Here is a 19,089-nt window from a genome sequence, read left to right as displayed (position 1 = left end):
CGTAAGTTGGGTCACATTCAGCTGCGCGCCGAAGCCGGAATACATCCCGCAGCGCCTTGGACACGAGAGAATCCTTGTCCATGGACCTCTTCCGGCCCTTCGGGCCACCTTCTCCGGGGATGCCCCCGGCATCCCGCGCTTCGCGCCCATGCGCGGGGAAGGCAGCAGTTTGCAAACAAAAAGCTGACGTACGGATTTCGTCCATACGTCAGCTTTTACCGTCTTTTGTTTATTTACCAGCCTTCATGCGGTTGATGGCACTGATGAGCGCCTGGATGGAAGCCGTGATGATATCCGTATCCATGCCGGCACCCCAAGTGATGTGTCCATCATCGTTCGTGATGCCGATATAGGCCATCGCGCGGCTGTTCTGGCCGATTTCCAGCGCGTGCTCGCTGTACGTCAGATCCTTGTAACTCACGCCGAGATTCTGCTGCAATGCATTGGAAACAGCATCGAGGCGGCCGTTGCCCTTGGCAATGAACGTCTCCGACTTGCCGTTGACGAAAATGTCGACTGTGCCCTTGCGCGTGCCGTCCGGCTCCTTCTTGAGCAGGAAATCGTCGAGCTTGTACGGCGAATCGACATTGACATACTCATCCTGAAAGATCTGATAGATCTCATCCGGCATGAGCTCCTTGTGCTTGTGATCGGAAACACCCTTGACGCAGTAACCGAAATCCTCGCGCATCTTCTTCGGCATATCGATGCCGTACTTCTGCTCCATGATGAAGCCGACACCGCCTTTGCCGGACTGGCTGTTGATGCGGATGACGTCGCCGTCGTACTCGCGGCCGACATCCTTCGGATCGATGTAGAGGTACGGCAGCGTCCATTTGTCCGGGTTCTTCTCTTCCTTCCAGTGCATGCCCTTCGCGATGGCATCCTGATGCGAACCCGAGAAAGCGGCGAACACGAGGTCACCGGCATACGGCTGGCGCGGCGAAACATGCATGCGCGTCACGCGCTCATACATCTCGACGAGCTCCGGCATATTCGAGAAATCGAGCTCCGGATCAACGCCGAGGGCGAACATGTTCATCGCCACCGTGATGATATCAACATTGCCCGTGCGCTCGCCATTGCCGAACAGCGTGCCTTCGACGCGGTCTGCACCGGCCAGGACACCCATCTCCGTATCGGCCACGCCGCAGCCGCGGTCATTGTGCGGATGCAGCGAGAGGACGACATTGTCGCGGTACTTGAGGTGTTTGTTCATGTAAGCGACCTGCATGGCAAAGACATGCGGCATGCTCATCTCGACCGTAGCCGGCAGGTTGATGATGGCCTTGCGGTCAGCCGTCGGCTGCCATACATCGAGCACGGCGTTGCAGACTTCCAGGGCGTATTCCGGCTCCGTGCCCGTGAAGGACTCCGGCGAATACTCGAAGCGGTAGTTGGCACCGGCTTCTTCGGTCAGCTCCTTGAGGAGCTTCGCGCCATCGACAGCCATCTGCTTGATCTGCTCCTTATCCTTGCGGAACACCTGCTGGCGCTGTGCAACCGACGTGGAGTTGTAGACATGGACGATGGCGTTCTTGACGCCCTTGAGGGCATCAAAGGTCTTGCGGATGATGTGCTCGCGCGCCTGCGTGAGTACCTGGATCGTGACATCGTCCGGGATGAGGTCATCCTCGACGAGGCGGCGCAGGAACTCGTACTCCGTTTCCGATGCAGCCGGAAAGCCGACTTCGATTTCCTTGAAGCCGACGCGGAGGAGCATCTTGTAGAATTCCAGCTTCTCATCGAGACTCATCGGAATTACCAGAGACTGGTTGCCGTCGCGCAGGTCAACGCTGCACCAGACAGGCGCATGGTCCGGCGCATCCTTCTTCGCCCACTCGAGATCGATTTCCGGCGGCATGAAATAACCTTTACTGTACTTCTGATAATTCATCATAATGCAAAACCTCCCAATAGAAAAAGGCCTCCGTCCATGAGACGAAGGCCTGTGCCTGCGTGTTACCACTCAAATTCATGCTCGCAAGGAGCATCTCTGCGGGATTCTGCCAAATCCCCCTGATGTAACGGTCAGTCCCGTTCCAGCCTAATAGCTCGTGCCCGAAGCGCGGGTGTTCAGTGGACTGCTTCGAAGCGAGTTCCTCATCCCTTCACCATTGCCTCGCACCAGACGGCAACTCTCTTGCGATGTACAGGATGTGTACTATTCTTCGTCACTGCATTTCCCTGTGTTGGATACTAGAATAGCACAACCATATACATTTGGCAAGCACTTTTTGTAAAACTGTAAACTTTTTTACGATGAACTCCCAGGCCAGAATCAGTCCTGCGGCTCGCGCAGCGTCTTCTTGGCAGCAGAGCGGACCTTCTCGGCCTCACGCTGCTGACGCTTGCGCTCCTTGTGTGCCTCGTAGCGGCGGCGGCCGTCCTCAAACGCGCGCTTGGCTTCCTCCGAATCGAGGATGAGCGGCGGTACCGGCTTCGGACGCGAATTGCGGTCGAGCGCAACCATCGTGAAATAAGCAGACAGCGCGCGCTGCGGCTTGCCTTCCTGATCGAGGTCCTCGACGTCCACATTGACGGCAATCTCCATCGAGCTGTGGCCGACAAAGACGATTTCCGCCGTGCAGGTCACGAGGTCGCCGATGAGAATTGGCAGGTGGAACTCGAGCTCGTCGACGCGGGCCGTCACCACATTGGAGCGTGCATACTTGCGGGCCGCAGCATACGCCGTCGAGTCCATCATCTTCATAATTTCGCCGCCATGCACATTGCCGTTTGGATTCGTCTGACTCGGCATCATGACCTGGCTAATCACAATCTTTGTCTGTGCCATAAAAACCTCCTGCAAATCGTTTATTCGCCGTCACCTGAAATAGATTCTCCCGATTATCATTTCATCTGTTTCTTAAATTCCGATAAGAAAAAGGGAGAAATTGTATATAAATGTCGTTTATTACGATGCATTTCATTATAGCATAAACGTGCCAAGAGAAATGTGATTCTCTCACAAAACCATCATACAACTTCTGCCTCATCATTTCAGAAAACGGTCAATTGCTTTGTTGAGCTGATCGAGCGCCTCCTTGTCGTTCTCCCGCACGGCATCCACGATGCAATGCTCGAGATGATCCTTCAGGATGATGCGGCTGACGCCCTTGATGGCGCTGTCGACGGCCGAAAGCTGGATGAGCACGTCGCTGCAGTCCCGGCCATCGGCAATCATCTGCTTGATGGATTCGAGATGACCGATGAGCCGCGCCATGCGGTTGAGGACGGCCTTGGTCTGCGTATGGCTGTGCTGATGACCGTGTGCACCATGTGTGTGCGTCACGACGGTGCCGTCAGCCAGCACATGGGTATGTTCCTCCACAACTATCCCTCCTTTCCCGCATGACTGCTCTCATGCATCCAATAATATTATAACAAATATTATAACATAAAATTCGCGCCGCCCTGCAAATCTCCTGCTAACGAATCTGTTTCACTGCGTAAACCAAAAGCTCCCCTTCCGAAGAAAGGGAGCTTGGACGAAATGGACACGCACGGCGATTTGCCGCCAGATGCTTACTTCACGGAGAGCGTTACCGTCTCGCCGTTGATGTTCCATTCTTTTTCATGGCCATCGAGGGCGTCATACGTCACTTCGTCGCAGAGCGTGATATCCTTGAGGAAGGACTCGTTCTTGCGGACGAGGCTCTCCAGTTTCTCGTTGCCTGCCATGCCAACCTTGATGTGGTCGGTGACCTCATAGCCGTTTTCCTTGCGCATCGTCTGGATCTTGCTGATGATCTCGCGCACGAAGCCTTCCTCGAGGAGTTCCTCGGAAAGCGTCGTCTCGAGGGCAATCGTCACGCCGTTGTAGCGCTGGCAGTTGTAGCCTTCCGTCTGTGCCATGGAGACTTCGACATCTTCCGGCAGCAACGTCACGTCGCCGTCCGGCAGCGAGATGACGAGTTTGCCCGTCGTGTCGAGTTCTTCCTTGGCCTTGTGGCCGTTGACGGCTTTGAGTGCCTTCTGGATGGCGCCCATCTTCTTGCCGACCTTCGGGCCGAGCACGCGGAACTGCGGCTTGAAGCTGTACGTGAGGTACGCTTCCATATCATCCTTGAAGACGACCTGCTTGACGTTGAGCTCTTCCTCAACAATCTGCTTGTAGAAGTCCGGCAGGACGACCGGAGCCTTGACATACATATTGCCGATTGGCTGGCGGTTCTTGATATTCGCCTCGTTGCGGGCTGCACGGCCGAGCACGACGATCTCAAGGACCTCGCCCATGTTCTTCTCGAGTTCCTTATCGATGTGCGCTTCGTTGACCTGCGGGAAATCGCAGAGGTGGACGGATTCCGGCGCCTGCTTGTCGATGCTGCAGACGAGGTTGCGGTAAATGGATTCCGTCATGAACGGGATCATCGGCGCAGCGGCCTTCACCGTCGTCACGAGCGCCGTGTAAAGCGTCATATAGGCATTGATCTTATCCTGCTCCATGCCCTTGGCCCAGAAGCGGCTGCGGCTGCGGCGAACATACCAGTTCGAGAGTTCATCGACGAACTGCTCAAGTGCCTTCGCGGCTTCCGTGACGCGGTAGTTCGAGAGGTCGTAATCGACATCCTTGACCATCGTATTGAGGCGCGAGAGGCACCACTTGTCCATGACCGGCAGTTTGTCATAGTCGAGCGTGTACTTCGTCGCATCGAAGTTGTCAATGTTGGCGTAAAGTACGAAGAACGCATACGTATTCCAGAGAGTGCCCATGAACTTGCGCTGGCCTTCCTGCACGGCATCGTCGTGGAAGCGGTTCGGCAGCCACGGCGCGCTGTTCTCATAGAAGTACCAGCGGATGGCATCGGCGCCATGCTTGTTGAGCGCCTCCATCGGATCGACGGCATTGCCCTTCGACTTCGACATCTTGCGGCCATCCTTATCCTGGACATGGCCGAGCACGATGACATTCTTGTACGGAGCCTTGTGGAAGAGCAGCGTCGAGATGGCGATCAGCGAATAGAACCAGCCGCGCGTCTGATCGACGGCTTCGGAGATGAAGTCCGCCGGGAAGCGCTTGGCAAAGATTTCCTTGTTCTCAAACGGATAGTGCCACTGCGCGAACGGCATGGAGCCGGAATCGAACCAGCAGTCGATGACTTCCGGCACGCGATGCATCTCCTGGCCGCAGTCCGGGCACTTGATCGTGACCTTGTCGATGTACGGGCGATGCAGCTCGATATCATCGGGGCAGTTGTCACTGAGGCTCTTGAGCTCTGCGATGGAGCCGATGACATGCTGATGGCCGCATTCGCACTGCCATACCGGCAGCGGCGTGCCCCAGTAACGGTTGCGCGAGAGGCCCCAGTCCTGCACGTGCTCGAGCCAGTTGCCGAAGCGGCCCTCGCCGATGGATTTCGGGATCCAGTTTACCGTCTTGTTGTTGGCCACGAGCTCGTCCTTGACCGCCGTCATCTTGATGAACCAGGTCGGGAACGAGTAGTAAAGCAGCGGCGTATCGCAACGCCAGCAATGCGGATAGCTGTGCGTGAATTCCGGCGCCTTGAAGAGCTTGCCCTGCTGCTTGAGGTCATCGAGGATCATGGGGTCGGCCTTCTTGACGAAGACGCCCGGCCAGGCCGTCTCTGCCGTCAGCTCACCCTTGCTGTTGACGAGATTGACGAATGCGACGTTGTAGTTGCGGCAGACGCGGTTATCGTCTTCACCGAAGGCCGGAGCCATGTGGACAATGCCCGTGCCGTCTTCCGTCGTGACGTAATCATCGCACGTGACGATGAAGGCTTTCTTGCCGGCTTTCGCCTGTTTTTCCACGGCAGCGTTGGCAAACGGATAGAGCGGCTCGTACTCTTTGTACTCGAGCTCCTTGCCCTTGCATTTGCCAAGGACTTCGCGCTCGCCCTCAACACCATCAAAGACCGTATCGACGAGAGCTTCAGCGAGGATGTAGACCGTGCCGTTCACGCGCACCTTGACGTAATCGACTTCCGGATTGACGCAGAGCGCAAGGTTCGACGGCAGCGTCCACGGCGTCGTCGTCCAGGCCAGGAAGTAAGCATCTTCGCCCTTGACCTTGAACTTGACCATGGCCGAACGCTCCGTGACATCCTTGTAGCCCTGTGCCACCTCGTGCGAGGAAAGCGGAGTGCCGCAGCGCGGGCAGTACGGAACGACCTTGTAGCCTTCATAGAGCAGGCCCTTGTTCCAGATTTCCTTGAGCGCCCACCACTCGGACTCGATGAAGTTGTTCTCGTACGTGATGTACGGATGATCCATATCGGCCCAGAAGCCGACGACCTCGGAGAACTGCTCCCACATGCCCTTGTATTTCCAGACGGATTCGCGGCATTTCTTGATGAACGGCTCGATGCCGTACTTCTCGATCTGCTCCTTGCCGTTGATGCCGATGGCTTTCTCAACCTCGAGCTCAACGGGCAGGCCGTGCGTATCCCAGCCGGCCTTGCGCAGGACCTTCTTGCCCTTCATGGACTGGAAGCGCGGCAGCATGTCCTTGATGACGCGCGTCAGCACATGGCCGATGTGCGGCTTGCCGTTTGCCGTCGGCGGGCCGTCGTAAAACGTGAAGGTGTCGCATCCCTCGCGCTGGTCAATGGCTTTCTGTGCGATGTTGTGTTCCTTCCAGAACTTCGCAATTTCTCTTTCGCGTGCAACGAAATTCAGATTGGTATCTACTTTGCTGTACAAACGAAATACCTCCTTACAAAAATAAAAACCTGCACCCAAACAGGATGCAGGCTTGTTACCTACGTTAAAACCACCTATTTTGACTCACGCACCACCATGCGCTGTTCCGTAACGGGGAATACCGGCGAAACCTACTTTGTTCAGCCCGCTGCTCCGAAGTGATCTTCCCTTGTCCTTACTGACGCCCGGCTCCCACCATTCCCGGTTCGCTATCGCGTTCAAGATAAGGTACTCTCTTCCTCACCGCATTTATTTACATGTTGACAGGATTCATTGTACCACAGGGGTGGACGGAATTCAAATCTATTTTGCTTCTTTTTTCCCGCCACATCGTCTATAATAGCGCTATGGGCTGTTTGCGGCACCTGATAGCCGCCAGCTTCCACAGGCAACGGTTAAAAACAGCTAAAAAAGAAAAAGGAAGGTTCCTTATGCATCAATATCTCTTTTTCATCGACGGGTTCCCCATCCGCACGTACGGACTCGTTCTCTCGCTTTCCATCATCCTGGCCACGGGCGTCGGCTACTTCCTCGCAAAGGCCGATCGGCGCGGCTACGAAGGCCATATCGTCGATCTCGGCATCTACTGCGGCGTCGCGGGGCTACTCGGCGCACGGCTCTGGGATGTATTCTTCTTCGACTGGGACTATTACGGCAGTCACCTGACAGAGCTCTTCAACGTCTGGCGGGGCGGCATGGCCATCCAGGGCGGCGTCATTCTCGGCGTCCTCACGGGTGTCTGGTACTGCCGCCGCCACCATCTCGACACCGTGCACCTCATGGATGTACTGGCCCCGGCCATCGTGCTCGGACAGGCGCTCGGGCGCTGCGCCAACCTCCTCAACGGCGATGCCTTCGGCGCCCCAACGGGCTCCTCGTTCGGCATCGTCTACCCGGCCACGACGCTCGCGCATCACGTCTACGGCAATCAGCCGCTCTGGCCGGCCGAGGTCTGGGAGGGCCAGCTCGACCTCGTCATCTTCGCCCTGCTCCTGATGTTCCGCACGACGCAGCACGCCAAAGGGCAGTGCTTCGCCCTCTACGTCATGCTCTACAGCGCCGCCCGCTTCGGCCTCGAATTCCTGCGCGGCGACTACACGGAAAAAGTGTTCGGACTCTTCACGAGCGCCCAGACGACAAGCCTTGCCGCCTTCACCATCGCGCTGCTCTTCTTCATCGGCCTCCATTTTTACCAGAAGAACGTCCCGACCAAACAAAAGGAAATCCCTGCCAAGTCACGGCGAAAGAATTGACGCCAGCCCCTTCCATCCTCTATAATGGAGTCTGGACTCATAACAAGAATTCATTATCATTTCATGAAGGAGCGCGGATTTATGAAAATCTTAGCACGTCATCTCACGGTGGATCTCTTCAACTGCAAGAACAGCAAGCTCAAGGACAGCAAGCAGATCAACGAGGCCATCGAGGAAATCCAGGAACAGTTCCACTTCACACCAATCAACAGCTGCTCGGAGCAGCTCGACGAGCATCATTACGCCATCATGCTGCTCTTCCGCGAAGGCCATATCGTCCTGCACATCTACACCGAACTCAAGTATGTGGCCATCGACATCTTCCTCTGCCAGGAACAGGCCGAGCCGGAGCGCATCGCACAGGCCATGCGCAATTTCTTCAAGCCGGATAAAATAAAATCCACACTCCTGAAACGCGGCAGTTTCGGTACGCCCAAGGACATCCGCCCGAAGGTCAAGACAAGAGTGGCGCCGCTGCGCAAGATCCACAACACGGGAGCCAAGGTCCTGCGCGTCCTGGCCCGCCGCAACCGCAGCTGACAGGCCATCGGATCAGGAAAAGAAAAACAGCCCGCTGACGAATTTCGCCGGCGGGCTGTTATCGTAGAAATCGACACCAGGGAAGAAGGATGCTTATGCCAGGACTTGGCACCATTGTAAATGTATGCGGTATCGTCGTCGGCGGACTGATTGGACTCGGCTGCGGCCGACTGCTCACGAAGCGCCTGCAGGACACGCTGATGATGGCCGCCGCCGTCGCCGTCATCTTCATCGGCATCGGCGGCACGCTGCGTCAGATGCTCCACCTCACGCCGAATGGCCTTGAGGCGACCGGCACCATGATGATGATCGCGAGCCTTTCAGGTGGTGCACTCATCGGTGAGCTCATCAACCTCGAGGACCACCTCGCCTCTTTTGGCGAGTGGCTCAAGAAGAAATCCGGCAGCAGCGGCGATTCCTCGTTCGTCGAAGGATTCGTCACGGCTTCGCTGACCGTCTGTATCGGGGCCATGGCAGTCATCGGCTCCATCACCGACAGCCTGCAGGGCGACCATGCCATCCTCTTTGCCAAGACGGTCCTCGACCTCATCATCGTCATGATCATGACGGCCACGCTCGGCAGGGGCTGCATCTTCTCGGCAATCTCCGTCGGCATCTTCCAGGGCAGCATCACGCTCTTTGCGCGCCTCATCGCTCCGTGGATGACCGAGCCGGCTCTCGCCAATCTCTCCTATGTCGGCAATATCTTGATCTTCTGTGTCGGCATCAATCTCTTGTTCGGCTACCGCATCCGCGTCGCCAACCTGCTGCCATCCCTGCTCATCGCCATCTTCTGGCCAGTATGAACCAAAAAAGAATCACGAGAGCTGCTGGATGAATTCGAGAGAACGCAGCGGACGGCCGAGGAGCTGCTGGAGATATTGGAGCAGGATGGATTCTGCCTGGACGAGCAGGGCGGAACGGATGCGCAGCGTCCCGCCCGCCTGCCAGTCAAGGTCGCGCAGCGAGAGGATGAGCTGGCGCAAATCCTCCGGGAAGGGCTCCGCGTACTCCGTGCGGCAGTCAGAGCAGAGCACGCCGCCCTCCCGCAGGGAGAAGTACGCTTCGCCTTTCACATCCCTGCCGCAGTGGCCGCAGTGCTCGAAGTGCAGCTGCATGCCCGTGAATTCCATGAGCTGATAGACACCGGCCAGAGCCGTCACGCGCGGGTTGCGCGTCTCAAATGCCTTGAGGATCAGCAGGAGCTGATCGAGCATCCGAGGCTCCGGCTGCCCTTCCGGCAGGAACTCCCGCAAGAACTCCATGACAAAGCTGCCGTAGGCCATGGCCGTGAGGTCTTCGCTGAGCCTGCGGTAATGCTCGATGAGCGAAGCCTGCCTGACCGTCTCAAGCCTTCTGCCCTCCGCCAGCTGCACGTCGAGATGCGAGAACATCTGCATGGCGCCGGCGAGCGGGCTGCGCGGCCGGCGGCAGCCGAAGGCCGCCGCGCGCACGAGGCCGCGTTCGCGCGTGAAAAGCGTCATGACCTTGTCGGCTTCTCCCCAGTTCTTCGAGCCGAGCACGACGGCTTCCGTCTGATACAGGGCCATCAGGAATGCCCTTCTTCCCTGCCGGCAGTTTTTTCGGACGACGGGCGTCCCGGCTCCTGCGGCGGCTCATTGCGCCGCGGCATGACAGCACCAGCCGTCAACATGTACTGCAGGGCCGATTCGCTGCTGATGTCGAGGTAAATGACATCACTCTTCTTGACGAAAAGATTCGTGCCAGAGGTCATATTGAGGCTCCAGGGCACGAATACACAGACATAATCATCCCCGAGTGCATCCTTCAGCGCCTGCGGCACATCGGCCATGATGAAGCCCAGTGCTTTTGACTGATGGAATGGCACGAGCACCACATGATCGAACATATTGTTCGATTCGAAGACAGCCGTCGACAGATGCTTGACGCTGTTGTAGATGAATTTTACCACGGGGATCTTGCCGAGCAGGACTTCGCCGAAGTGAATCATCCGGCGCATGATCCAGTAGGAAGAAAGCCAGCCCACGAAGTAGATGACAAGCAGCACCGTGATGAGTCCCATGCCGGGAAAATAGAACGGCAGGTGCTTGCCGAGCACGCCTTCCGTGAAGTGCAGGGCCTGCTCCACCACGAGCAGCGTGATGAGCAGCGGCACAAGGATGATGAGCCCGTTGACGAAACGGCGGGAGATGCACCGCGACCAGCTCTTGCGTCCTTTTTCTTCCTTTTCCATCAGGATTCCACTCCAAATCCGAAGTTATGCAGCACGCCCTCGCGGTTGCGCCAGTCCTTCTTGACCTTGACCCAGAGCTCGAGGAAGACGCGGGAGCCGAGCAGCGCCTCGATGTCCGTGCGGGCCAGCCGGCCGATTTCCTTGAGCATGGCGCCCTTGGCGCCGATGATGATGCCCTTCTGGGAATCGCGCTCCACGTAGATGGTCGCGCGGATGTAGACATCGCCGTTCTCGCGCGTGGTCATCTCATCCGTTTCCACGGCGACGGCATGCGGCACTTCGTCGCGCGTGAGCTGCAGGACCTTCTCGCGGACGAGCTCAGCCACGATCAGGCGCTCCGGCTGGTCCGTTATCATGTCCTCCGGATAATACTGCGGCCCCTCCGGCAGGTATTTCTTGACTTCGGTCAGCAGGGCATCAAGATTGAGTTCCGTCTTGGCCGAGATTGGCACAACGCCGACGAACGGATATTTCTCCGTATAGCGCGAGATGATGGGCAGCGCCTGTTCCTTCTCGATGAGGTCGAGCTTGTTGACGACAAGGATGACCGGCTTGCAGGTGGCCTGCAGGCGTTCGAGGATGTAGTATTCACCCGGGCCCATCTTCTCCGTCGCATCGACGACGAACAGGATGGCATCGACTTCCTTCAGCGTGCCTTCAGCGGCCTTGACCATGTACTCGCCGAGCTTGTGCTTCGGCTTGTGGATGCCCGGCGTGTCGAGGAAGATGATCTGGGCATCGGGTTCCGTGAGAATGCAGAGGATGCGGTTCTGCGTGGTCTGTGGCTTATCGCTCATGATGGCGATCTTCTGACCGATCAGGGTGTTGATGAGCGTCGATTTGCCGACGTTCGGGCGGCCGATGACGGCGACAAAGCCGGATTTGTGTTTCGTGTTCTGTTCCATACGATTATTCCCTTCTAATACCAAGTTTTTCCATGACGAAGCGCTGTTCGGCTTCCATTTCGAGGCGGTCGGCTTCCTCCATATGGTCGTACCCCAGGAGGTGCAACATGCCGTGAACCGTCAGGAAGGCCATCTCGCGCTTGACGCTGTGCCCGTATTCTGCGGCCTGTTCTTCAGCGCGCTCCACGGAAATCACGAGATCGCCGAGAACGTTGAGGTCGACGCCGCCCTTGACCTCGGGCTCCTCGCTCTCATTGAGCGCGAAGGAGAGCACGTCTGTGGGGCGGTCGATGCCGCGGTACTCGCGGTTGAGCTCGTGGATATAGGCATTGTTGGTCAGCGTGATGCTGACCTCGCCGTTCTCCACGCCGTAAAGATCGCCCACCTTCTCTGCCGCAGCCGTCACATTCTCGACGTATTCTGCCGGGACACTGAGGTCCTCGGGGTAATTGCTGATGATGACATTCATGATTTTCGCACCTCGCGTTCTTTCTCGCGCTGCTTGAGTTCCCGTTCCTTTTCCTTCTTTTTCTTCTCTTCCCAGGCGCCGTAGGCCTCGACGATGCGCGTCACGACATCGTGGCGGATGACATCGACGGGAGCCATGCGCACGATGCTGATGCCCTTGACATCCCGGAGTACCTGGCTGGCCTCGCGCAGGCCGCTCGTCACGCCGCGCGGCAGGTCCACCTGCCCGAGGTCGCCCGTGACGACCATGCGTGAGCCGAAGCCCAGGCGCGTCAGGAACATCTTCATCTGCTTATCCGTCGTGTTCTGCGCCTCGTCGAGGATGACAAACGCATCCTCGAGCGTGCGGCCACGCATGTAGGCAAGCGGTGCGATCTCGATGATGCCCTTGGCCATGAGCTTCTGGTAGCTGTCCTGCCCCAAGATGTCCTGCAGGGCATCGTAGAGCGGCCGCAGGTACGGATCGACCTTATCCTGCAGGTCGCCCGGCAGGAAGCCGAGCCGTTCGCCCGCTTCGACGGCCGGACGCGTCAGGATGATGCGCCGCACCTCTTTGTTGCGCAGCGCGGCCACGGCCATGACGACGGCCAGGTACGTCTTGCCCGTGCCGGCCGGCCCGATGCCAAACGTGATGGCACTGTGGCGGATGGCATCGAGGTAGCGGCGCTGCCCCAGTGTTTTCGGGCGCACGTGACGTCCGCGCGAGGTCACGAGAATCGTGTCGCCGAACAAGGTGTGCAGGGCTTCTCCCTTGCCACCGCGCACGAGGCCAATGCCGTAGCGCACCTCATGCATCGTGATCGTCGTTCCCTGACGGTAGAGATACTGCAGTTCCTCCACGAGCGTCGCCGCCATCGTGACTTCGGCGCCCTCGCCCAAGATCTCAAGCTGCTCGCCGCGGCTGATGAACTGGCAAGCGAAATTCTCCCGGAGCACCTGCAGGAATTCATCCCGGTCCCCCAAGAGCGCATATGCTTCTTTATGATCGCCAAAAACGATCTGTCGTTCCAATGCCTGTTGCAACGAATTGATTCACCTGCTTCTTTCTCTGATTGTTTCAATCCAGTACATTTCTTTTACGGATGCCCCAAGACACCCCGGCGTGATTCTTTCATTATAACATAAATCGGGGCCTTGCAGAAAATTACCGGCAAAATCCCTGCCGGATATAAGTTAACTATGACAGATAAACGAGTTGACTGTAAACCTTATTGTGTTTATAATGTTGACTATAAGCGATTTGATCCCATCACAATCATGAAACGAATCGAGGCCATCACGATGAAGATTACCAGCATTGCCAAACTCACCGACCAGATTCTCGCGGGCTATCGCCTGAAGCCTCAGGACGATGTCAGCCTGCTGCTCACGGCAGACCTTGCCGAGCTGCAGGAAGGCGCGCGCCGCCTGCAGGATGAATTCTGCGGCAACCATGTCGATTTCTGCACGATCATCAACGGGCGCAGCGGACGCTGCGGCGAGAACTGCAAGTACTGTGCGCAGGCCGCCTGCCACCATACGGGCATCGACACGTACGATTTCCTGCCGAAGGAAGAAATCATACGCCACGCCAAAGCCAATCAGGACGCCGGCGCCAACCGCTTTGCCATCGTGACCTCGGGACGCGCGCTCACAGGCCGTGACTTCGACAAGGCCATCGAGGCCTACAAGGAAATGAACGCGACGCTGTCCATCGGCCTTTGCGCTTCACACGGTCTGCTGACGCGTGAACAGCTCCACCGTCTCTATGCGGCCGGCGTGCGCAGCTATCACCACAACATCGAGACGAGCCGCCGCTTCTTCCCGCAGATTTGCACGAGCCATACGTACGACGACCGCATCCGCACCATCAAACTCGCGCAGGCGGAAGGCTTCTGCGTCTGCTCGGGCGGCATCATCGGCATGGGTGAGACATGGCAGGACCGCCTCGACATGGCCTTCGCTCTGCAGGAGCTCGGCATCGAGTCCATCCCCATCAATGCACTCATGGCCATCCCGGGCACGGGCATGGAAGGCCGTCCTTCCCTTCCCGCCGAAGATATCCTGCGCACCATTGCGATTTTCCGCTTCATCAATCCGACGGCAAACATCCGCCTGGCAGCCGGCCGCAAGCTGCTGCCTGAGAACGGCGCGACGGCCCTGCGTGCCGGTGCCTCCGCCTCCATTACGGGCGATATGCTGACGACCTCGGGCACAACCATCAAGGACGACATGGAGATGCTCAAGCGCCTGGGCCTCACGAATGACGAGGAAGAAGAAGTCACGACATGCGGCGCACACCGCTGAGACAGCCGTTCCTGAACATATCTGCTTATCCATACAAAAAGGCTTTCCGCCGATGATATGCTCATCGGGCGGAAAGCCTTTTTCTCATGCATCAAAGAACTGCGTAAGATCGATGTCCTGGATTTTCTCCACGACGACGTCGCAGATGGAAAGGTCCTGAATGCTGCCGGGAGCGCGATAGCCGATGCAGGTCATGCCGGCCGCCTTGGCTGCCTTGGCGCCGTTGCCCGAATCCTCGAGCACAACGCACTCGCGCGGGTCCACGTTGAGGTAAGCCGCCGTCTGCAGGTAGATGGCCGGATTCGGCTTCGATTCCGGCAGATTCGTGCCGCTGACGAGGCAGTCAAAGCAATCCACAATATCAAAGTGCCTGACCACATACTCGATGAAGGAATCGGCACTCGAGCTCGCGATGGCCGTGCGCACGCCCGATGAGCGCAGGTCTGCCGTCTGATGGATGAGGTCAATGGTGCCGTCAATCGGATCGATGCCCTTTTCCTCAAGCAGACGCTGAAACAGATAATCCTTGGCCTTGACGGCCTGCTCGGGCGTCGGCTTGAACGGATGCGTCTTGCGCAGATCCTCATATACCATGAGATCCGTTGTTCCCTGGTATTTCACAAGATCATCCACATGAATATCATGTACGCCCATCTTGTTCAGGACATGAACGATGGCTTCCAGATGAAGCGGCTCTGTATCCACAATGACACCATCCATATCGTAAATAAACGCTTTCATGCAAAACCTCCGTTTTCTCCTCACTCTCTTATTCTTATGGATAGAACAAGAAGCCTCCTGCATCGGCAGAAAGGCTTCTCGTATAAAATCAAATCCAGGGCTGAGATCAGCCGGTCATTTTGCTTACTCGACCGTGACAGACTTCGCGAGGTTACGCGGTTTGTCGACGTCGCAGCCACGCGTGATGGCAGCGTAGTAAGCGAGGAGCTGCAGCGGCACGACCGTCAGCAGCGGAATCAGGAGTTCATCCGTCTCCGGAACCTTCATGACGTGGTCGACGTACTTCTCGAGCTCCGTATCACCCTCGGCTGCAATGCCGATGACGACGGCGTCACGGGCCTTAACCTCCTTGATGTTCGAAAGGGTCTTCTCGTAAACGCTCTTCTGCGTAGCGAGAGCGATGACCGGGACACCTTCGACAATCAGGGCCAGCGTGCCGTGCTTGAGCTCACCTGCCGCATATGCCTCGGCATGGATGTAGGAAACTTCCTTGAGCTTCAGCGCACCCTCGAGAGCAACATCGTAGTCGAGCGAACGGCCGATGTAGAAGACATCTTCATTGAAACCGTACTGCTTGGCAAACGTCTTGATCGGCTCGACATCGGAAAGCGTCTCGCTGACCTGAGCCGGGATGTTCTTGAGCTGGCTGATGAGCGACTCGATGCGCTCCGGCGTCTGCGTCTTCTTGATCTGAGCCATGTAGAGGGCCAGCATGAAGAACAGGATGAGCTGCGTCGTATAGGCCTTCGTCGAAGCGACGGCGATCTCCGGGCCAGCCCAGGTGTAGAGGACCTGATCAGCCTCGCGGGCGATGGAAGAACCGACAACGTTCGTCAAAGCCAGCGTCTTGGCGCCGAGACGCTTCGACTCCTTCATGGCTGCGAGCGTATCACTCGTCTCACCCGACTGGGAAACGGCGATGAACAGCGTGTTCTCATCGACGATTGGATCGCGATAACGGAACTCGGAAGCGACATCGACTTCGACGACCGTGCGGGCCAGCTTCTCGATGTAGAACTTGCCGACGAGACCGGCATGGTAAGCCGTGCCGCAGGCAACGATGTAAATCTTGTTGAAGGAATTGAGGTAATCCGCATCCCACTTGAGCTCGTCCATGACGATGCTCTTGCCGTCCTTGGCAATGCGCTGGCTCATCGTGTCGCGGACAGCCTTCGGCTGCTCGTGGATTTCCTTGAGCATGAAGTGCTCGTAGCCGCCCTTCTCGGCAGCCTCTGCATTCCAGTTGACCTCGAAGACTTTCTTCGTCACAGGCTCGCCCTGACGATTCGTGATTTTGATGGAATCCTTCGTGACAACGGCCAGCTCGCCATCGTTGAGGATGTACGTGCGGCGCGTGCGCGAAATGATGGCCGGGATATCGGAAGCAATGAAGTTCTCACCTTCGCCGATGCCGATGACGAGCGGGTTATCCTGCTTCGTGCAGATGAGCTCGCCCGGGTGCTTCTTGCACATGAATACGAGCGAATAAGAACCTTCGATGCGGCGCAGTACCTCGCGGACGGAGGAAACAAAATCGCCGTTGTAGACTTCCTCGATGAGGTGAGCGACGACTTCCGTATCCGTCTCGGATTTGAAGACATGGCCCTTCTCGATGAGATCCTCTTTGAGGGACAGGTAGTTCTCGATGATGCCGTTGTGAACGACGACGAAATCACCGGAGCAGTCCGTATGCGGATGTGCGTTGCGGTCAGACGGACGGCCGTGCGTAGCCCAGCGCGTATGTCCGATGCCCATCGTGCCCTGCGGCATGTTGTCCTTGATCTTGTCGCGCAGTGCAGCCAGGCGGCCGACGCTCTTCTCGACGCGAATCTCCTTGCCGTCGAATACGGCGATGCCAGCCGAGTCGTAACCACGATACTCGAGCTTCGACAGGCCCTCGAGCAGGAATTCTGCTGCCTGCTTGTCACCTACATAACCTACAATACCACACATAATGGAAACCTCCTAACAGGTTCCTGCTGTCGTCCCCTCTTCGTTTTGTCGTCCCGCTTGCACAGGAGTTTTCACGAAGATCTGTCGGCCGGACCGGCCGGAAGGCATCCGCTGATGATTCGACAACCTTCTCCTCGTCCTCTCACGCACCAGGGCGCATGAGAGCAAGCGCTAAATCACGGAAGCTCAGGGGAGCTGACCATGCTCTTTTCTTACTACCAGAACAGCAGGTTTTGACTCTGGATTTTTCTTTGCCCTACGGCAATAGCTATTGTATCTTATAAATGAAAGAAAGTCAATAAAAAGCCCCGCGAGACCATGTCTCACAGGGCTTCTGTATTGCTTTTGAAAGGCCTGACGCCCTCCCTGTCACCTTCGTGACGGCAGGATTACATCATGCCCGGCATGCCGCCCATGCCCGGTGCAGCCGGTGCCGGAGCTTCTTTTTCCGGCTTGTCGGCAACGAGTGTCTCCGTGGTCAGGACCATAGAAGCGATCGAAGCAGCATTCTGCAGGGCAGAACGCGTTACCTTGGCCGGATCAACGATACCAGCCTTGAGCATGTCAACGTACTCGTTCTTGAGGGCGTTGAAGCCGATACCCGTACCAGCCTTCTTGACGTTCTCGACGACGACGGAGCCTTCGAGGCCAGCGTTCTGAGCGATCTGGCGGACCGGCTCTTCGATGGCGCGGCGAACGATGTTGACGCCGACCTTCTCATCGCCTTCGACATTCAGTTTGTCGAGTGCCGGCAGGATGTCGAGGAACGTCGTGCCGCCGCCTGCGACGATGCCTTCCTCAACAGCTGCACGCGTAGCGTTCAGGGCATCCTCGATGCGGTACTTCTTGTCCTTCATCTCGACTTCCGTAGCGGCGCCGATCTCGATGACAGCAACACCGCCGGAGAGCTTTGCAAGGCGCTCCTGCAGTTTCTCGCGGTCGAAATCGCTCGTCGTCTGGGAAATCTGCTGCTTGATCTGCGCAACGCGCTCGGCAATGGCTTCCTTGTCGCCCTTGCCGCCGATAATCGTCGTTTCATCCTTCGTGGAGACCATCTTGTGAGCCTGGCCGAGGTCAGCGAGCGTGACGCTGTCGAGCTTGCGGCCAAGTTCCTCGCTGATGACCGTGCCGCCCGTCAGCGTAGCGATATCCTGCAGCATGGCCTTGCGGCGGTCACCGAAGCCCGGAGCCTTGACAGCGAGGGCCTTGAACGTGCCGCGCAGCTTGTTGACGACGATCGTCGTCAGTGCTTCGCCGTCGACATCCTCAGCGATGATGGCGAGCTGCTTGCCAGCCTTGACGACCTGCTCGAGAATCGGCAGGATGTCGTTGATGGCCGAGATCTTGCGGTCCGTGATGAGGATGTACGGATCGTCGAGAGCTGCTTCCATCTTGTCCGTATCCGTGACGAGGTACGGGGAAATGTAGCCGCGGTCGAACTGCATGCCTTCCTTGACGGAGAGGTTCGTGCGCATCGTCTTGGACTCTTCAACCGTGATGACGCCGTCCTTGCCGACTTTCTCCATGGCCTCAGCGATCAGCTTGCCCGTCTCTTCGTTAGCGGAAGAAATCGTAGCGACCTGAGCGATGTCAGCCTGGCCTTCGACCTTCTTGGATTTTGCCTTGATCTCCTCAACGAGTGCCTTGACGGCTTCGTCAATGCCCTTCTTGATGATCATCGGGTTGGCACCGGCAGCGACGTTTTTCATACCCTCGTGGATCATGGCCTGTGCGAGGAGCGTTGCCGTCGTCGTGCCATCGCCGGCGATGTCGTTCGTCTTAGTGGCGACTTCCTTGACGAGCTGTGCGCCCATGTTCTCAAACGGATCTTCGAGCTCGATGTCGCGGGCAATCGTGACACCATCGTTCGTGATCGTCGGAGCGCCGAACTTCTTGTCGAGAACGACGTTGCGGCCCTTCGGTCCAAGCGTTACCTTTACTGCATTAGCCAGTGCATCAACACCGCGGCCGAGTGCGCGGCGTGCTTCTTCGTCAAACAGGATCTGTTTTGCCATTTATGATTACCTCCGAAAAATCTATGTTCTGCAATTCCGGCCGAGTC

General features: G+C 57.4%; 16 protein-coding genes and 1 other annotated feature. Of the genes, 4 read left to right on the top strand and 12 right to left on the bottom strand.

The genetic code is table 11. The annotated features are described in order from the left end of the window. Window positions 1-229 precede the first annotated feature (229 nt). The 4 genes from DWX75_RS05255 to ileS all read right to left on the bottom strand — a co-directional run bounded on the left by DWX75_RS05255 (window position 230) and on the right by ileS (window position 6,666). Window positions 230-1,897, bottom strand: coding sequence for a 2-isopropylmalate synthase (locus tag DWX75_RS05255; protein WP_118015320.1), 1,668 nt, complete (start codon window positions 1,895-1,897; stop codon window positions 230-232). A 37-nt stretch (window positions 1,898-1,934) separates the two neighbouring features. Beyond that, window positions 1,935-2,187: a binding site (T-box leader), on the bottom strand. 94 nt (window positions 2,188-2,281) lie between these two features. After that, entirely contained in the window at window positions 2,282-2,797 is a 516-nt protein-coding gene (locus DWX75_RS05250) for an acyl-CoA thioesterase (RefSeq protein WP_118015285.1), read from the bottom strand. 201 nt (window positions 2,798-2,998) lie between these two features. Next, a complete protein-coding gene (locus DWX75_RS05245; RefSeq protein ID WP_233519483.1) occupies window positions 2,999-3,334 on the bottom strand; it encodes a metal-sensing transcriptional repressor in 336 nt (111 codons plus the stop codon). 194 nt (window positions 3,335-3,528) lie between these two features. Then, window positions 3,529-6,666 (bottom strand): isoleucine--tRNA ligase, encoded by a 3,138-nt coding sequence (ileS, locus tag DWX75_RS05240; protein ID WP_118015283.1) that lies wholly within the window; start codon window positions 6,664-6,666, stop codon window positions 3,529-3,531. 431 nt (window positions 6,667-7,097) lie between these two features. Between ileS and lgt the strand changes: the two genes are divergently transcribed. The 3 genes from lgt to DWX75_RS05225 all read left to right on the top strand — a co-directional run bounded on the left by lgt (window position 7,098) and on the right by DWX75_RS05225 (window position 9,265). After that, window positions 7,098-7,919: a prolipoprotein diacylglyceryl transferase gene (gene lgt / locus DWX75_RS05235; protein WP_118015282.1), complete on the top strand. Its 822-nt coding sequence runs from the start codon at window positions 7,098-7,100 to the stop codon at window positions 7,917-7,919. An 81-nt stretch (window positions 7,920-8,000) separates the two neighbouring features. Next, window positions 8,001-8,459 carry an adenosylmethionine decarboxylase gene (gene speD, locus DWX75_RS05230; RefSeq protein ID WP_118015281.1) on the top strand — a complete coding sequence of 153 codons (459 nt, stop codon included), beginning with the start codon at window positions 8,001-8,003 and terminating at the stop codon, window positions 8,457-8,459. A 95-nt stretch (window positions 8,460-8,554) separates the two neighbouring features. Continuing rightward, on the top strand, window positions 8,555-9,265 hold the full coding sequence (locus DWX75_RS05225; RefSeq protein WP_118015280.1) for a DUF554 domain-containing protein: 711 nt from the start codon (window positions 8,555-8,557) through the stop codon (window positions 9,263-9,265). Window positions 9,266-9,277: 12 nt separating this feature from the next. Here the strand turns inward: DWX75_RS05225 and recO are convergent, their stop codons facing one another. Genes recO through DWX75_RS05200 form a run of 5 tightly spaced genes read right to left on the bottom strand, consistent with a single transcriptional unit; the run spans window position 9,278 to window position 13,070 of the window. Next, complete coding sequence (gene recO, locus DWX75_RS05220; RefSeq protein ID WP_118015279.1) at window positions 9,278-10,009, bottom strand: DNA repair protein RecO; 732 nt, start codon at window positions 10,007-10,009, stop codon at window positions 9,278-9,280. Next, window positions 10,009-10,674: a DUF502 domain-containing protein gene (locus DWX75_RS05215; RefSeq protein ID WP_118015278.1), complete on the bottom strand. Its 666-nt coding sequence runs from the start codon at window positions 10,672-10,674 to the stop codon at window positions 10,009-10,011. The genes recO and DWX75_RS05215 overlap by 1 nt, the downstream gene beginning before the upstream one ends. Continuing rightward, window positions 10,674-11,579, bottom strand: coding sequence for a GTPase Era (gene era, locus DWX75_RS05210; RefSeq protein WP_118015277.1), 906 nt, complete (start codon window positions 11,577-11,579; stop codon window positions 10,674-10,676). Before era ends, DWX75_RS05215 begins: the two co-directional genes overlap by 1 nt. A gap of 4 nt (window positions 11,580-11,583) precedes the next feature. Then, window positions 11,584-12,048 (bottom strand): rRNA maturation RNase YbeY, encoded by a 465-nt coding sequence (ybeY, locus tag DWX75_RS05205; protein ID WP_118015276.1) that lies wholly within the window; start codon window positions 12,046-12,048, stop codon window positions 11,584-11,586. Next, window positions 12,045-13,070, bottom strand: coding sequence for a PhoH family protein (locus DWX75_RS05200; protein WP_118015275.1), 1,026 nt, complete (start codon window positions 13,068-13,070; stop codon window positions 12,045-12,047). The genes ybeY and DWX75_RS05200 overlap by 4 nt, the downstream gene beginning before the upstream one ends. Window positions 13,071-13,328: 258 nt before the next feature. Here DWX75_RS05200 and bioB point away from each other — a divergent pair, with 258 nt between their 5' ends. Then, complete coding sequence (gene bioB, locus DWX75_RS05195) at window positions 13,329-14,333, top strand: biotin synthase BioB (RefSeq protein WP_118015319.1); 1,005 nt, start codon at window positions 13,329-13,331, stop codon at window positions 14,331-14,333. A gap of 84 nt (window positions 14,334-14,417) precedes the next feature. On the opposite strand, the gene DWX75_RS05190 is transcribed toward bioB, so the two are convergent. From DWX75_RS05190 to groL, 3 genes are all read right to left on the bottom strand, one after another. Then, window positions 14,418-15,074 carry an HAD family phosphatase gene (locus DWX75_RS05190; protein ID WP_118015274.1) on the bottom strand — a complete coding sequence of 219 codons (657 nt, stop codon included), beginning with the start codon at window positions 15,072-15,074 and terminating at the stop codon, window positions 14,418-14,420. Between the two features lie 123 nt (window positions 15,075-15,197). Further along, entirely contained in the window at window positions 15,198-17,027 is a 1,830-nt protein-coding gene (glmS, locus tag DWX75_RS05185) for a glutamine--fructose-6-phosphate transaminase (isomerizing) (RefSeq protein ID WP_118015273.1), read from the bottom strand. Between the two features lie 389 nt (window positions 17,028-17,416). Further along, on the bottom strand, window positions 17,417-19,042 hold the full coding sequence (gene groL / locus DWX75_RS05180) for a chaperonin GroEL (RefSeq protein WP_118015272.1): 1,626 nt from the start codon (window positions 19,040-19,042) through the stop codon (window positions 17,417-17,419). Window positions 19,043-19,089: the final 47 nt, after the last annotated feature.

Source organism: Mitsuokella sp. AF21-1AC, from assembly GCF_003458855.1.
Classification (GTDB): Bacteria; Bacillota; Negativicutes; order Selenomonadales; family Selenomonadaceae; genus Mitsuokella.
Note: the sequence above shows the minus strand (reverse complement) of the source record. Positions and strands in the feature narration are given on the sequence as shown.

What these genes read in the sequence shown, in the direction of transcription:
- DWX75_RS05255 (WP_118015320.1), bottom strand. Translation starts at nt 1,897, where the DNA reads ATGAATTATCAGAAGTACAGTAAAGGTTATTTCATGCCGCCGGAAATC.
- DWX75_RS05250 (WP_118015285.1), bottom strand. Translation starts at nt 2,797, where the DNA reads ATGGCACAGACAAAGATTGTGATTAGCCAGGTCATGATGCCGAGTCAG.
- lgt (WP_118015282.1), top strand. Translation starts at nt 7,098, where the DNA reads ATGCATCAATATCTCTTTTTCATCGACGGGTTCCCCATCCGCACGTAC.
- speD (WP_118015281.1), top strand. Translation starts at nt 8,001, where the DNA reads ATGAAAATCTTAGCACGTCATCTCACGGTGGATCTCTTCAACTGCAAG.
- DWX75_RS05225 (WP_118015280.1), top strand. Translation starts at nt 8,555, where the DNA reads ATGCCAGGACTTGGCACCATTGTAAATGTATGCGGTATCGTCGTCGGC.
- recO (WP_118015279.1), bottom strand. Translation starts at nt 10,009, where the DNA reads ATGGCCCTGTATCAGACGGAAGCCGTCGTGCTCGGCTCGAAGAACTGG.
- DWX75_RS05215 (WP_118015278.1), bottom strand. Translation starts at nt 10,674, where the DNA reads ATGGAAAAGGAAGAAAAAGGACGCAAGAGCTGGTCGCGGTGCATCTCC.
- era (WP_118015277.1), bottom strand. Translation starts at nt 11,579, where the DNA reads ATGGAACAGAACACGAAACACAAATCCGGCTTTGTCGCCGTCATCGGC.
- ybeY (WP_118015276.1), bottom strand. Translation starts at nt 12,048, where the DNA reads ATGAATGTCATCATCAGCAATTACCCCGAGGACCTCAGTGTCCCGGCA.
- bioB (WP_118015319.1), top strand. Translation starts at nt 13,329, where the DNA reads ATGAAGATTACCAGCATTGCCAAACTCACCGACCAGATTCTCGCGGGC.
- DWX75_RS05190 (WP_118015274.1), bottom strand. Translation starts at nt 15,074, where the DNA reads ATGAAAGCGTTTATTTACGATATGGATGGTGTCATTGTGGATACAGAG.
- glmS (WP_118015273.1), bottom strand. Translation starts at nt 17,027, where the DNA reads ATGTGTGGTATTGTAGGTTATGTAGGTGACAAGCAGGCAGCAGAATTC.
- groL (WP_118015272.1), bottom strand. Translation starts at nt 19,042, where the DNA reads ATGGCAAAACAGATCCTGTTTGACGAAGAAGCACGCCGCGCACTCGGC.